Source organism: Rhodoferax sp. PAMC 29310 (genome assembly GCF_017948265.1).
In the GTDB taxonomy this organism is placed as follows: domain Bacteria; phylum Pseudomonadota; class Gammaproteobacteria; order Burkholderiales; family Burkholderiaceae_C; genus Rhodoferax.
Map to the genome: position 1 here is coordinate 1,175,984 of NZ_CP072852.1, position 11,676 is coordinate 1,187,659.

The 11,676-nt window shown below is 56.0% G+C and carries 14 protein-coding genes, 2 tRNA genes, 1 pseudogene and 1 riboswitch; of the genes and pseudogenes, 14 read left to right on the top strand and 3 right to left on the bottom strand.

Annotated features, from left to right (window positions below; translation table 11 throughout):
- The first annotated feature begins 45 nt into the window (after positions 1 to 45).
- From fdxA to J8G15_RS05495, 6 genes are all read left to right on the top strand, one after another.
- The gene (fdxA, locus tag J8G15_RS05470; protein WP_210546523.1) at positions 46 to 375 is read left to right on the top strand and encodes a ferredoxin FdxA; all 330 of its coding nucleotides are present in this window, start codon (positions 46 to 48) and stop codon (positions 373 to 375) included.
- Between the two features lie 14 nt (positions 376 to 389).
- Complete coding sequence (locus J8G15_RS05475) at positions 390 to 1,490, top strand: NAD(P)/FAD-dependent oxidoreductase (protein ID WP_210546524.1); 1,101 nt, start codon at positions 390 to 392, stop codon at positions 1,488 to 1,490.
- Between the two features lie 26 nt (positions 1,491 to 1,516).
- Positions 1,517 to 1,622, top strand: a riboswitch (TPP riboswitch).
- Positions 1,623 to 1,781: 159 nt separating this feature from the next.
- Entirely contained in the window at positions 1,782 to 2,858 is a 1,077-nt protein-coding gene (locus tag J8G15_RS05480) for an FAD-dependent oxidoreductase (protein WP_210546525.1), read from the top strand.
- Positions 2,859 to 2,864: 6 nt separating this feature from the next.
- Positions 2,865 to 3,062 carry a sulfur carrier protein ThiS gene (gene thiS / locus J8G15_RS05485; RefSeq protein WP_210546526.1) on the top strand — a complete coding sequence of 66 codons (198 nt, stop codon included), beginning with the start codon at positions 2,865 to 2,867 and terminating at the stop codon, positions 3,060 to 3,062.
- A 13-nt stretch (positions 3,063 to 3,075) separates the two neighbouring features.
- Positions 3,076 to 3,891, top strand: coding sequence for a thiazole synthase (locus tag J8G15_RS05490; RefSeq protein WP_210546527.1), 816 nt, complete (start codon positions 3,076 to 3,078; stop codon positions 3,889 to 3,891).
- 12 nt (positions 3,892 to 3,903) lie between these two features.
- The gene (locus J8G15_RS05495; protein WP_210546528.1) at positions 3,904 to 4,821 is read left to right on the top strand and encodes a thiamine phosphate synthase; all 918 of its coding nucleotides are present in this window, start codon (positions 3,904 to 3,906) and stop codon (positions 4,819 to 4,821) included.
- Here the strand turns inward: J8G15_RS05495 and thiD are convergent.
- On the bottom strand, positions 4,818 to 5,663 hold the full coding sequence (gene thiD / locus J8G15_RS05500) for a bifunctional hydroxymethylpyrimidine kinase/phosphomethylpyrimidine kinase (protein WP_210546529.1): 846 nt from the start codon (positions 5,661 to 5,663) through the stop codon (positions 4,818 to 4,820). The genes J8G15_RS05495 and thiD overlap by 4 nt on opposite strands.
- 120 nt (positions 5,664 to 5,783) lie before the next feature.
- Here thiD and J8G15_RS05505 point away from each other — a divergent pair.
- The 6 genes from J8G15_RS05505 (at position 5,784) to J8G15_RS05525 (ending at position 7,808) form a co-directional block, all read left to right on the top strand.
- Positions 5,784 to 5,859, top strand: a tRNA-Asn gene (locus tag J8G15_RS05505).
- Between the two features lie 104 nt (positions 5,860 to 5,963).
- A tRNA-Asn gene (locus J8G15_RS05510) sits at positions 5,964 to 6,039 on the top strand.
- A gap of 103 nt (positions 6,040 to 6,142) precedes the next feature.
- Positions 6,143 to 6,439 (top strand): DUF5710 domain-containing protein, encoded by a 297-nt coding sequence (locus J8G15_RS22020; RefSeq protein ID WP_370627498.1) that lies wholly within the window; start codon positions 6,143 to 6,145, stop codon positions 6,437 to 6,439.
- A gap of 136 nt (positions 6,440 to 6,575) precedes the next feature.
- Positions 6,576 to 6,788 carry a hypothetical protein gene (locus J8G15_RS05515; RefSeq protein ID WP_210547699.1) on the top strand — a complete coding sequence of 71 codons (213 nt, stop codon included), beginning with the start codon at positions 6,576 to 6,578 and terminating at the stop codon, positions 6,786 to 6,788.
- 43 nt (positions 6,789 to 6,831) lie between these two features.
- On the top strand, positions 6,832 to 7,074 hold the full coding sequence (locus J8G15_RS05520) for a hypothetical protein (RefSeq protein WP_210546530.1): 243 nt from the start codon (positions 6,832 to 6,834) through the stop codon (positions 7,072 to 7,074).
- Positions 7,075 to 7,526: 452 nt separating this feature from the next.
- Entirely contained in the window at positions 7,527 to 7,808 is a 282-nt protein-coding gene (locus J8G15_RS05525; RefSeq protein ID WP_210546531.1) for a transposase, read from the top strand.
- A gap of 268 nt (positions 7,809 to 8,076) precedes the next feature.
- Here J8G15_RS05525 and J8G15_RS05530 read toward each other — a convergent pair whose 3' ends face one another.
- A complete protein-coding gene (locus tag J8G15_RS05530) occupies positions 8,077 to 9,414 on the bottom strand; it encodes an IS1182 family transposase (protein ID WP_210546532.1) in 1,338 nt (445 codons plus the stop codon).
- 87 nt (positions 9,415 to 9,501) lie between these two features.
- On the opposite strand from J8G15_RS05530, the pseudogene J8G15_RS21435 reads away from it, so the two are divergent.
- Both J8G15_RS21435 and J8G15_RS05540 read left to right on the top strand, forming a co-directional pair.
- Positions 9,502 to 9,819, top strand: a pseudogene (locus J8G15_RS21435) (IS3 family transposase); the annotation flags it as partial.
- A 203-nt stretch (positions 9,820 to 10,022) separates the two neighbouring features.
- On the top strand, positions 10,023 to 10,166 hold the full coding sequence (locus J8G15_RS05540; RefSeq protein WP_210546534.1) for an ROK family protein: 144 nt from the start codon (positions 10,023 to 10,025) through the stop codon (positions 10,164 to 10,166).
- A gap of 92 nt (positions 10,167 to 10,258) precedes the next feature.
- On the opposite strand, the gene J8G15_RS05545 is transcribed toward J8G15_RS05540, so the two are convergent.
- Positions 10,259 to 11,659, bottom strand: a complete 1,401-nt coding sequence (locus J8G15_RS05545; protein ID WP_210546535.1) for a PLP-dependent aminotransferase family protein — start codon at positions 11,657 to 11,659, stop codon at positions 10,259 to 10,261.
- Between the last annotated feature and the right edge of the window lie 17 nt (positions 11,660 to 11,676).

Below are 11,676 nucleotides of genomic sequence, written 5' to 3' on the forward strand. Positions count from 1 at the left end.
AAACCCAATAAAATAGAGGGTTTCCCCCATACGCCAAAAAATAAAATGACTCATACCGTCACCGAAGCCTGTATCAAATGCAAGTACACCGACTGCGTCGATGTCTGCCCCGTGGACTGCTTCCGCGAAGGCCCTAACTTCCTGACCATCGACCCCGACGAGTGCATTGACTGCGCCGTGTGCATTCCCGAGTGCCCCGTGAACGCCATTTATGCGGAAGAAGATGTGCCCGCCGACCAGCAGCACATGACCAAACTCAATGCTGAGTTGGCCCTCTTGCCCACCTGGAAGAGCATCACCAAGCGCAAGGCGCCGCTGGACACCGCTGAAGAGTGGAAAGACAAAACGGGCAAGTTGCCCCAGCTTGAGCGCTGAGTACTGCCCCTCGCATGGATGCCCAACTGTCACCCGAGGTGATTGACACCACGCTCGCGCACGACGGCCCCATTGAAACTGACGCCGTCATCATCGGCGCCGGTCCCGTGGGTTTGTTCCAGGTGTTCGAGTTGGGCCTGCTGGAAGTCAAAGTCCATGTCATCGACTCGCTGGCCTATGCGGGCGGCCAATGTATTGAGTTGTACCCCGACAAGCCGATTTACGACATTCCTGCTGTGCCCGTATGCACTGGCAGAGAGTTGACTGACAGACTGCTCAAGCAAATTGAGCCCTTCGGAGCCACGTTCCACTTCAGCCAGGGAGTCTCCACGGTTCAAAAGCAGGACGATGGGCGTTTCTTCGTTGAAACATCCATAGGCGTCCGGTTTCTAACCAAAACCATCTTCATTGCCGCTGGTGTAGGCGCCTTTCAGCCTCGCACCTTGAAGGTGGAGGGCCTGCCCGCCTTTGAAAATACACAAGTCTTTTACAACGTCAAAAATCCTGAAGACTTTGCCGGGAAAAACCTGGTGATTGTGGGCGGCGGTGACTCGGCGCTGGACTGGGCGTTGGAATTCGTCAAAGACACGCCGCACAAAGCCGAAAGCGTCATCCTGATTCACCGCCGAGACGCCTTTCAGGCGGCACCGGCCAACATCGCCAAGATGCGGGCGCTGTGTGAGGCTCAAGAGATGCAATTCATGGTCGGCCAGGTCACAGGTTACGAAGAAGCAGACGGACGCCTTACTGGGGCGAAAGTCACCGGGGTTGACGCCGTGACCCGGGTTGTGCCATTGGATATGCTGCTGGTCTTTTTTGGCCTGAGCCCAAAACTCGGGCCGATTGCCGACTGGGGCCTGGACATTGAACGCAAGCAACTCAAAGTGGACACCGAGAAATTTTCAACCAGTGTTCCCGGCATCTTTGCGGTGGGAGACATCAATGTGTATCCCGGCAAGAAGAAGCTGATTCTGTGCGGCTTTCATGAGTGTGCTTTGGCGGCTTTTGGCGCCATGCCCATCATCGTGCCCGAGAAGAAAGTCTTTTTGCTGTACACCACCACCAGTCCCAAGCTGCACAAAGTATTGGGCGTCGAATCGCCCGTGTTCGATTAAGTAGAATTCACCGGTGCTCTGAAAAGCACATTCGCTAGGGGTGTTGCCCTGCCATCACGGCAGAACGACTGAGAAAGTCCCTTTGAACCTGATTGAGGTAATCCTCGCGCAGGGAAGCATGTCCGGTTTCATGGGGGTTGCCACATTCTCTGGCAATGCATGACCTCATCCTGATAGGGCTCACCTGCCAACTTTTTGCGTGGAGCAATTGATGGCACAACCGAGTTTTCAGAACTCTCATTTCCTACAAACCCATGGTGATCAGGGCACGCCTAACCGCTGCTGCACGCCATGAAGTTCGTCATTCTGGGCGCTGGCCTGATGGGTCGACTACTGGCCTGTCAACTTGCGCGAGAGGGCCACACAATTGATTTGTTCGACGCCGGCGGCCCGCAAGCAGAGAAATCGGCAGCACGCGCTGCCGCCGCGATGCTTGCCCCGCTGGCGGAATCTGCGGTGACTGAGCCCAATGTGGTTCAAATGGGCATCTATGCCTTGACTCGTTGGCCAACGTTGATCGCCCAGCTGAGACAGCCGGTTTACTTTCAGCAAGAAGGCACCCTGGTGCTATGGCATCAACAGGACAGTGCAGATGCAGAGCGATTCAAGCGCCAAATGGCGATCACACAAAAATTGATCCCGTCCCTTCCAGCGATGCAAACGCTGAACGCACAAGGGGTCACCCAACTTGAGCCGTCTCTGGACGGTCGATTCTCGCAAGGAATTTACCTGCCGGGAGAGGGTCAGCTCGATAACCATCAACTGCTGGCGGCCATGTTGGAGCAACTCCAGCGCCTCAACGTCAGACTCAACTGGCACAGCCCACGGTTGGTCGAAGAGTTTAATCCGGGCCAGCCTGGCCAGCCGGACTGGGTGCTGGACTGCCGTGGGTTGGGGGCGCAGCCGCAATGGACAGCGCTGCGCGGGGTGCGCGGTGAAATCATCACGGTGGAAGCCAAAGAAGTCCAGCTCAGACGCCCCACCCGCCTGATTCACCCCCGTTATCCCATCTACATTGCACCGAAAGAAAATGGCATATTTTTGCTCGGGGCAACAGAAATTGAATCCAACGACACCTCTCCGATGACCGTGCGCTCGGCGCTGGAACTGCTCAGCGCCGCCTACTCGGTAGACCCGCGTTTTGGCGAGGCCCGCATTCTGGATCTGGTCAGCCAGTGCCGCCCCACCTTGCCTGACAACTTGCCCGTCATTCGACGCAGCGCCGATCGAGTGTTGCAGATCAACGGCTTGTACCGCCACGGCTACCTGATCGCTCCGGCGGTCATGGATGTGGTGATCGAGTTGATACGCAACGACTCTTCGCCCCTGTCTACGCGCCTGTCTCTTTCCGTCCAAACCACTTATTAAGTGCCTATGAAGATATCGATTAATCAGTTGCCGCATGAATTGTCTGAACCCGCGACCCTGGCAGACGCGGTGGCCTGCATCCAGGCTCAGCCGCCCTTTGCGGCGGCCGTCAATCTTCAGTTTGTGCCCCAGTCGCAATACCACCACTGGCGCCTACAGGCCAATGACCGCATCGACATCATTGCGCCGGTCACCGGTGGATAACGGATACACAGCCATGGCACAAAACCTCAGTTCAAGCCACTTTGAAGACCCGTTTGTTCTTTACGGAGAGACCTTCAGCAGTCGCTTGCTGCTCGGCACCTCACGCTACCCGTCCCCGAAGGTATTGCTCGACGCCGTGCTCAAAGCACAACCGGCCATGTTGACAGCCTCCCTGCGACGTCAAACCTCGGGGGAGCAACAAGGTGGCAACCGCTTTTGGGAGATGCTGGACCAATTGGGCGTGCCAGTGCTGCCCAACACCGCCGGTTGTCACAGTGCACAGGAGGCCATCACCACAGCGCACATGGCCCGTGAGGTGTTCGGGACAGATTGGATCAAACTCGAACTCATTGGGGACGATTACACACTCCAACCCGACACGCTCAACCTGGTCGACACAGCCAGCCGACTGATCAAGGACGGTTTCAAAGTGCTGCCCTATTGCACTGATGATTTGGTGCTTTGCCAGCGCTTGGTGGACGCGGGTTGCCAGGCCATCATGCCGTGGGCGGCGCCCATTGGCACCGGCAAAGGGCCGATCAACCCGTTTGCGCTGCAAACACTGCGCAGTCGCATTCAAGTCCCCATGATTGTGGACGCCGGACTAGGGCGACCATCCCATGCTTGCCAAGTTATGGAGTGGGGTTTTGATGGTGTCTTGCTCAATACCGCTGTCGCACTGGCGCTGGACCCGGTCGCCATGGCGGGGGCTTTTTCCGCGGCGACACAGGCAGGGCGGGATGCCTATCTGAGTGGCACCATGGCCGAACAAGCATCGGCGCAACCCAGCACCCCCGTGATCGGCACGCCCTTTTGGCACCACGCTTGAGTAGCCCTACCTATGAGCACCACTTTCGACAACGTCTCAGCCATACAAGCCATCGTCGCTGCCCACAGCGCACTGGCAGTGGACCACGCACACATTGTTGGCAAAAGCCCTCCGGCGGGCAATGCGGCATATCAAGCCAGTTTTCAGGCCGCCCGGATACTGGGGTTCATCGAAACCGATGCACATTGCATCGCAACGGCCTGGCATCGTCAGTCGGAGCGGCTCGGTCGGTTTGACCCGGACCATTGGCCGAGCGATCCGATTGACTTTGACATCCAACCACAGCCACGACTCAATGGGTTTCCTCCCTGCCCGCGCGATCTTGGTCTCTACGCCGTGCTGCCAACTGCCCAATGGGTCGCTCGCATGGCGCAAAGTGGTGTGACTACCCTGCAATTGCGCTTCAAGTCAGACATTCAGGCCGACATTGAACGGGAGATCAATGCAGCGGTTCGAGGCGTCCAAGGCACACAAGCTCTGCTATTCATCAATGACCATTGGCAAGCCGCCATTCGCGCTGGCGCCTACGGCGTGCACCTGGGGCAAGAAGACCTCGATGGCGCCAACGTAGACGCCATTCGCGCCGCCGGCTTGCGCCTGGGTATCAGCACCCATGGTTATGCAGAAATGCTGCGCGCCGATCAGTTCAGCCCCAGCTATATCGCCATGGGCGCGGTGTTTCCCACCACTCTCAAGAAAATGCAAACTGCACCGCAAGGAATCGGGCGCCTACAGCAGTACGCAAAACTTCTACGTCACTATTCATTGGTTGCCATTGGCGGAATAGACCACTCTAATTTGTCTAACGTTTTGGACTGCCAAGTGGGCTCAGTAGGCGTAGTTCGGGCACTGATTGCCGCCGCGTCCCCGGAAATGGCGGCGGCGGAGCTCATGGCGGCATTAAGAACAGGCCGTATGGCTCAGAGTTAGACTTTCGGATTGAAGACGAGCATCGGCATTGGAGCGAACCCATGATTGAGTGGCCCCTTGCCCTGCCCGATCCGTGCAGCAGCACCTGCCAACAACGCGCTGCGAACGAATTCCCTGCCCTGCCGCACAGCGTGCTCCAGATTGGACCCTCGAGCCAAATGGGCAGCAATGGCAGATGACAAGGTGCAACCCGTCCCGTGACTGTTTCGGGTGGCAATCCGGGCGCCTTGCATCCAGGTGACTCGCCCGTCACCTGTCACAAGCACATCCGCCACTTCGTCGCCCAACAAGTGGCCTCCTTTCAGCAGAACAGCCCGCGCACCCCGTTGTATCAAGGCGGTGGCAGCACGCTCCATATCTATTCGATTCACAACGCGACACCCCAGAAAAGTGCCCGCTTCATCCAGGTTGGGTGTAATCAAATCCACTCGATGAAACAACGTTTTGGAAAGCGCAGCAACAGCCCGCCCCTCCATCAACGGCGTCCCGCTGGTTGACGCCATGACAGGATCCAAGACGATCCCCTGAACGCCAAAACGATCAATTGCCTCCGCAATCACTTGTATGTGATCAATGGAAGGGAGCATGCCAATTTTCACCGCATCAACCCCCATATCGCCCAAGACCGCATTCATTTGATCTTGCAACATACCCGCAGAGACAGCGGACACAGTACTGACGCCGCAGGTGTTTTGTGCCGTGATGGCTGTGATGGCCGTCATTCCGTAGCAACCCAAGGCTGCAAACGTTTTAAGGTCAGCCTGGATGCCCGCTCCACCCCCACTGTCAGAGCCTGCAATTGACAGGAGTCGTGGGTATCGCGAATTTTCACCAATTGTCATGGTGTAGATTATCCGGCTCGAAAAGTCAGTGACTCAGCAATGATTGATTCGTAAAAGCTCTTCAAATTTGCCTTGCCGTCAAATTCGGCCCAAAAAACAACGCTATAATTTGAGGCTTATTCCTCGATAGCTCAGTTGGTAGAGCGCCGGACTGTTAATCCGTAGGTCCCTGGTTCGAGCCCAGGTCGAGGAGCCACTTAAGTGGTTGCCAATGTGCAACTATCAGCATGAAAACTTAGTGAAATCACTGAGTTATTTTTGTTTCGACACTTAAGCGATGGATAGTCGGAAAATATATATTCCTCGATAGCTCAGTTGGTAGAGCGCCGGACTGTTAATCCGTAGGTCCCTGGTTCGAGCCCAGGTCGAGGAGCCAAAATTATAAAAAGCCCTTGCGAGAAATTGCAGGGGCTTTTTTTCTGGCTTGAGACATTTATCCTTCATCGAACCCCCTCCTTTCAGGCCAGATAATTCAACGAATGAGAATCAATCTAGTAACCCCATTCGCGGAAAAGGATGCGGTCAAGGCGCTTGGTGCACGATGGGACGCCACCAAAAAACTTTGGTACATCGTCGATGTGTCTGATCTCACACCATTTCTGCGCTGGATGCCCAATGTAGACGCGGCCATGATGGGCTCCGATGCAGCTCCAAGTGCTCCAAAAGCCAGAGCGCTGAAAGCCGCCGCCGCCCCAATCGCCTCTGTCAATCAAGTCCCACACTGTGGCTGTGATGTCCTGCCTTGGGATGATTGTGTACACACCGCGAAGACGTAGCCGTTTGAGATCCGCATTCAGGTTGATGTCCCACAAGAATCCAACTGAGTCATTCGCTGCTACGGCACCCCCGACCAGACTTGGGTGCGTCAGTTCTGCATTTGCTTCGTCAATCTAGTTTTGAACGTTGATTCGCATGAAAAGCCTATCTGTTACCCTACCCACACCAGACGCCACACTGAAGACAGGCTTGAGATTTGCCGCCGTCACCTGTGTCGCACTTTTTCTGCAAGCCTGTGCAGTCATTGCAGTCGCAGATGCAGCAGTCACGGTGGTCGCAACCGGGGTTAAAGTCACAGCCAAGGCTGTCGGCGCCGTCGCCAGTGCAGTAATTCCTGGTGACGATTGACTCGGACCACCCCACCAAAACAACTCAACTACCGAAAGAAAACATGTTTGATAAAACCGGCCAATGGATCCTCCTTGAAACGTTCGAGGATTTCGACAATGGCCTTTCTGACCTGATCGACCTCTGGTCAAGCACAGCCACCCAAGCAGTCAAAGATTCAGCGCTCGCTCACTTCAAAGAGAACTTGGAAGGAGCCATGCTCAATTGGGCCGACAACCGCGCCAAGATGAAAAAATTCACAGCTGTTGGCGAGGAGTTGGCTGAGTTTGAAGAAGCATTGAAGTAGGGCTCACGCGGCGGAGGCCTGAAGCAGCACTTCGCCAGGGCTGCATAAACCTTCCACTGCTGTCGTCAGTGGGAAATGAGGGGATTACCGGCAATCGCCGTAGTGCTGCTGCCAGTTCCGGGTTTGCTGCTGAGGTACTTTCGGTAGGTCAGGATAGCGGCTCCGTAACTGCCAAACCGGGGATGTGCAGCCTACTTATATGCCCACTCTACGCTGATACTACGAAACCGTCGCACTGCCAACCTTGGCTCCAAATGTGAGAACTCTTTCGAGTGGGAATCCAATCCTCTGAATTTGCGCGAGTACCAGTTGCCGCAGCGTCGACATAGGCGGCGCGGAGGTCACCCGCAATGGGTGACCCAGTCCAACCACAATAGGCTGCGCGGACCGTTTGGACTTCACCCGCTTCAATAGACACCTGTTAAGGTCGAAATTGAACTGGAGAGTTAGTCATGAAGAGAGTCAGATACCCAGCGGAATTCAAAGCTGAGGCAGTCAAGCAGGTGACCGAGCGCGGTCATGGGGTAGTGGATGTGGCCAAGCGCCTTGGCATGTCGGACAAGAGCCTTTACCTTTGGGTGCGCCTTGCTCAACAGCAGCAAGGTGTTGGCAATGGCGAAAACGCATCCCTCAAGGCAGAAGTGTCGCGCCTCAAGGCTGAACTCAAAAGGGCCAACGAGGAGCGTGACATCCTAAAAAAGGCCGCAACGTACTTTGCCAAACTGTCCGGGTGAAGTACGCATTCATGGCAGCGCATCAAAGCCAGTTTCGCGTGAGCAGCATGTGCCGGGTGCTTCGGATTCAGCGCAGCGGCTACTACGCCTGGAAGACTAGGAGTCTGGGCGGCAGAAGGCTTTAAACGAGGGCGAATTGGTTCATAGGCCGCTCAATGCGGTCTGGCCGATGGTGAACATGTTCGTCAACGCCATCGTCTTTATCGGCCAAGCCCGGTTCAAGCAGGCTCAGGATCGCCCCGTTTGTGGTTTTGGTGCGCTTTCTCACTCAACTCGCCTGCATCGCCCCCATTCGGCGAAGATTGAGCGCCAGACAAACGAGCTTGAACTCGGCTTTCACCTTTTCTAACCCCCGCATGCTGAACTGGCGAAACCCCAGAACGTTTTTAATCCAGCCGTTGGGCGGCTCTGCAATCCACTTGCGCTTGCGGTAGTCAAGCTTGCCTTGTTCGGTGTCGAACTTGGCCGCCATCGCTACCGAGTGCGGGTAGCGCTTGGCATCGCGGGGCTTGGCCAATACTTTGCCCTCGCGCCCCAACGCGATCACCAATTCGGTCTGTGGCTGCGTTTTTGCCAACTCTGCCATCACCGCCTCACTGCGGTAGCCCGCATCGGCCAGCACCTGCTGCGCTTGTACTCCCGTGTGCGTCTTGACGGCCGCCAACACCATGGGCAATTGCTGCACATCCGAGCTGGTGTTGACCACTTCGGCGGCCGCGATGATGTGCGCGCTCTCATCGACTGCGGTTTGGGCGTTATAGCTGTAATCAAAGCCACCACCGGCACGCTTCATGATGCGTGATTCGGGGTCGGTAAAGCTTTCCTGGGCTTTGGCCGCAGGCACACCAAAGTCACGCTGATATGGTTTGCCACCCTTGGGCTTGCCGTCTTTGTCTTTGGGTTGGCGTTCGTCGCTGGGGCTGCGCCCACGCTGGGTGTCGCTTTGACGCCGGCGCTCTTCAAGGCGGGCTTTGGCTGCAACAATGGCTGCCAGCCGAGTTTGCCGGCGTTCAAGCTCAGCGGGGATGTCAAGGTCGGGTTCGTTCTTCTCGGCCTCATCGGTGTTGGCCGCCTTTTGCAGCAAGACTGCAATTTGGGCGTTGAGGTCGATCTCTGTGGTTTGCATGCGCCCATAGCTCATCGCCTTGTGGCGGCTGGCATTGGCCTTGATCTTGGTGCCATCCACGGCGATGGTGCCCAGTTTGACCAAGCCCATTTCGCGCGCCAGGAGTACGACTTGGACAAACAGGTCAGTGAACTCGCTCAAGTGCAGGGCGCGAAAAGCCCGTATCGTGCGGTGGGCGGGGAAGTTGTCAGCGCCGAGCACGCGAAAGGCCACGTCCTCAAACAGCTTTCTGGCGATCTTGCGTGAACTGAATACGCCGGTAGCGTATGCATAGACCAAAACCTTGACCATCATGGCCGGGTGAAACGGCTGATTGCGCGGGCCCCCTGCTTCGTAGCGAAGATGAAACCCACTCAAGTTCAGGCTGTCGACGGTGTCGTTGATGAAGTAGACCAGATGGCCTTGGGGTAGCCAGTCTTGCAAGGCGCGGGGCAAGAGTTGTTGCTGTTCTGGGTGATAGGGGATGTAGCTTGCACTCATGCCCCTATTGAATCTCACACTTCAAAAATCAGCATCGGGACAATCCCTTCTGCCGCCCAGACTCCTGGGCCAAGAGTCAGCTGAGGATCGGTGTACTACCTGCCCAGACCCGTCAGTGAGGCCGATTTGGAACTGATGAGGCGCATCGACGAGCTGCATCTGCTGCACCCCTTCATGGGTGCGCGCATGCTGCGCGATCAACTGGCGCGTGAGGGTGGTCACGCTGGGCGACGCCACATCAGCACGCTCATGCGTCGCATGGGTATTGAGGCACTGGCGCCTCAGCCCGGCACCAGCAGAGCCACCCCAGGTAAGAAGATCTATCCGTACCTGTTGCGCAACGTGCCCATCGTGCGTGCCAACCAGGTTTGGGCACTGGACACCACCTTGTATCTTGTTGCTGTGGCGACTTGCTATCGTCACACGAGGCGGGGTCAGCACGGACATCACGTAAGGCCGCGAGCCTTGGATGTAGATGTGGCGCCCCGCCTCACCCTCGCGCCATACAGAGATCGGACGGTAGCAAAGACCGCGCATGTTGCGATGAGACTGCATTGACAAGGTAGATCGGCCCGAAGGGCGTGGCGCTTTAACCTTGGAGGTTTCACATGTTTTACTTTGGTATCGATGTATCTCGGGGCAAACTTGACTGCGCGGTGGTCAGCGAAGAAGGCAAGCGCTTCAAGCGCGCCAGGATATTTTCAAACGGCACGCTGAACCGCCCCGGGTTTCGTGGAGGCAGATTGGTCTAGTGGATGTTTGACTGGCGAGTTGCCGGTAGCGGCTTGTCTAAGCATCTGCCGCCGGAAAAATATCCTTTGCCGTCGAAAGAAAATGCCGGTTCTCAAATGTTCTGAATGCTTCCAATAAGAGCAGATTCCAGCGCGTTGAACACCACTGGATCAGCCAACGCGCCCGTGTTGAATCTTGACCACTCGCAAGCCGGATCCGAGTCCACCCGAAACAACCTTCCCGGCGCAATCAAAATCCGCTTCTTCTGTAGATCTTGGGCAAGTCTATGGGTGTCCGTGATTCCCGGAAACGATGCCCACAAGTAAAGCGACTGATTTGAGTTCCCAAATATCGTGGCACCTATGGATGCCAGGGCTTTGTATGCCCTCTCTGTCGCCTCCGTAACCCGACTCCTCAAGCGAACCATGTGCTTGTCATAGTGGCCTTCCTTGAGGATCACATCGACAGTCCGCTCGCAGTATTCAGATGAATTAGCGGAAATCAACGTTTTTAGATCGGCAAGTTCACTTGCCAGGTCTGCGCTGCAGGCAATAAATCCTACCCGCAGAGATGCTGAAAAGGATTTGGAAAATGAGCCGATGTAAATGGTCCGCTCCAGCTGATCCAATGCACTGAGTCTCGGCGCCGCTAGTGGTTTGAAATCAGCCAAGGCATCGTTTTCCACAATCAGAAGGTCATGCTCTTGCGCAAGCTTCAATACTCGGAACGCCTTCCAAGCGGCCAGATCCGTGCCCGTCGGGTTATGGCCCGTCGATTGAGTAAAAAAGAGTCGGGGTTTATGTAGGGCAATAAGCTTCTCCAGGGCATCCAGGTCGGGTCCATCAGGAAGGCGCGGGACACCAATGATCTTGGCATCAGCGAGCTTCAGTTTTCCAAACAGCAAGTAGTACCCGGGATCATCAACAAGTACGGTAGATCCAGGCGGGACAAAGTAACGAATCACGAGATCCATCGCACTGTTAGCCCCTTGGGTCATCAGTATTTGGTTGGGCGTCGCCCCAATTCCAAAAGACGCCAGCCGACGAACCAAATGCTCACGCAATGGTTGGTACCCAAACCGGTTTCCATATCGAAAAACTGTCCCCATTCCGCTGCGCACCACCTTGTGATGGTATTTGTCCAGCCGAAGGTCAGAAAGCCACTCAATTGGCGGGAACCCATCGCCCAAAGGATGAGCGTCTTGAACGGTTTTGAATTGCTCCCGCATCATCCAGACGATGTTCATTGCCCTCTCCAGCGACCTCGGCTCCTCGTCCAACGGTTTTTGCACGGAACGGACTGACACGAAGTAGCCAGACCCTCTGCGCGGCTCAATTAGTCCCACGCTGACCAGCATTTCGAATGCAGCCACGATCGTATTTTTCGAATAACCATACAAATCGGCCAGCGTTCGCAACGACGGCAGCTTCTCACCCTGTGCATAGCCACCCTCACTAATCTGTCGCTTCATCGAATCGGCCAGATCCTGAGCAAGCGTTGTGGAGCGTTTCATACGGGCTAATCTTCCAA

Excerpts from the sequence above, each read along its gene's own strand:
- fdxA (WP_210546523.1), top strand. The coding sequence starts at position 46 with ATGACTCATACCGTCACCGAAGCCTGTATCAAATGCAAGTACACCGAC.
- J8G15_RS05475 (WP_210546524.1), top strand. The coding sequence starts at position 390 with ATGGATGCCCAACTGTCACCCGAGGTGATTGACACCACGCTCGCGCAC.
- J8G15_RS05480 (WP_210546525.1), top strand. The coding sequence starts at position 1,782 with ATGAAGTTCGTCATTCTGGGCGCTGGCCTGATGGGTCGACTACTGGCC.
- thiS (WP_210546526.1), top strand. The coding sequence starts at position 2,865 with ATGAAGATATCGATTAATCAGTTGCCGCATGAATTGTCTGAACCCGCG.
- J8G15_RS05490 (WP_210546527.1), top strand. The coding sequence starts at position 3,076 with ATGGCACAAAACCTCAGTTCAAGCCACTTTGAAGACCCGTTTGTTCTT.
- J8G15_RS05495 (WP_210546528.1), top strand. The coding sequence starts at position 3,904 with ATGAGCACCACTTTCGACAACGTCTCAGCCATACAAGCCATCGTCGCT.
- thiD (WP_210546529.1), bottom strand. The coding sequence starts at position 5,663 with ATGACAATTGGTGAAAATTCGCGATACCCACGACTCCTGTCAATTGCA.
- J8G15_RS22020 (WP_370627498.1), top strand. The coding sequence starts at position 6,143 with ATGAGAATCAATCTAGTAACCCCATTCGCGGAAAAGGATGCGGTCAAG.
- J8G15_RS05515 (WP_210547699.1), top strand. The coding sequence starts at position 6,576 with ATGAAAAGCCTATCTGTTACCCTACCCACACCAGACGCCACACTGAAG.
- J8G15_RS05520 (WP_210546530.1), top strand. The coding sequence starts at position 6,832 with ATGTTTGATAAAACCGGCCAATGGATCCTCCTTGAAACGTTCGAGGAT.
- J8G15_RS05525 (WP_210546531.1), top strand. The coding sequence starts at position 7,527 with ATGAAGAGAGTCAGATACCCAGCGGAATTCAAAGCTGAGGCAGTCAAG.
- J8G15_RS05530 (WP_210546532.1), bottom strand. The coding sequence starts at position 9,414 with ATGAGTGCAAGCTACATCCCCTATCACCCAGAACAGCAACAACTCTTG.
- J8G15_RS05540 (WP_210546534.1), top strand. The coding sequence starts at position 10,023 with ATGTTTTACTTTGGTATCGATGTATCTCGGGGCAAACTTGACTGCGCG.
- J8G15_RS05545 (WP_210546535.1), bottom strand. The coding sequence starts at position 11,659 with ATGAAACGCTCCACAACGCTTGCTCAGGATCTGGCCGATTCGATGAAG.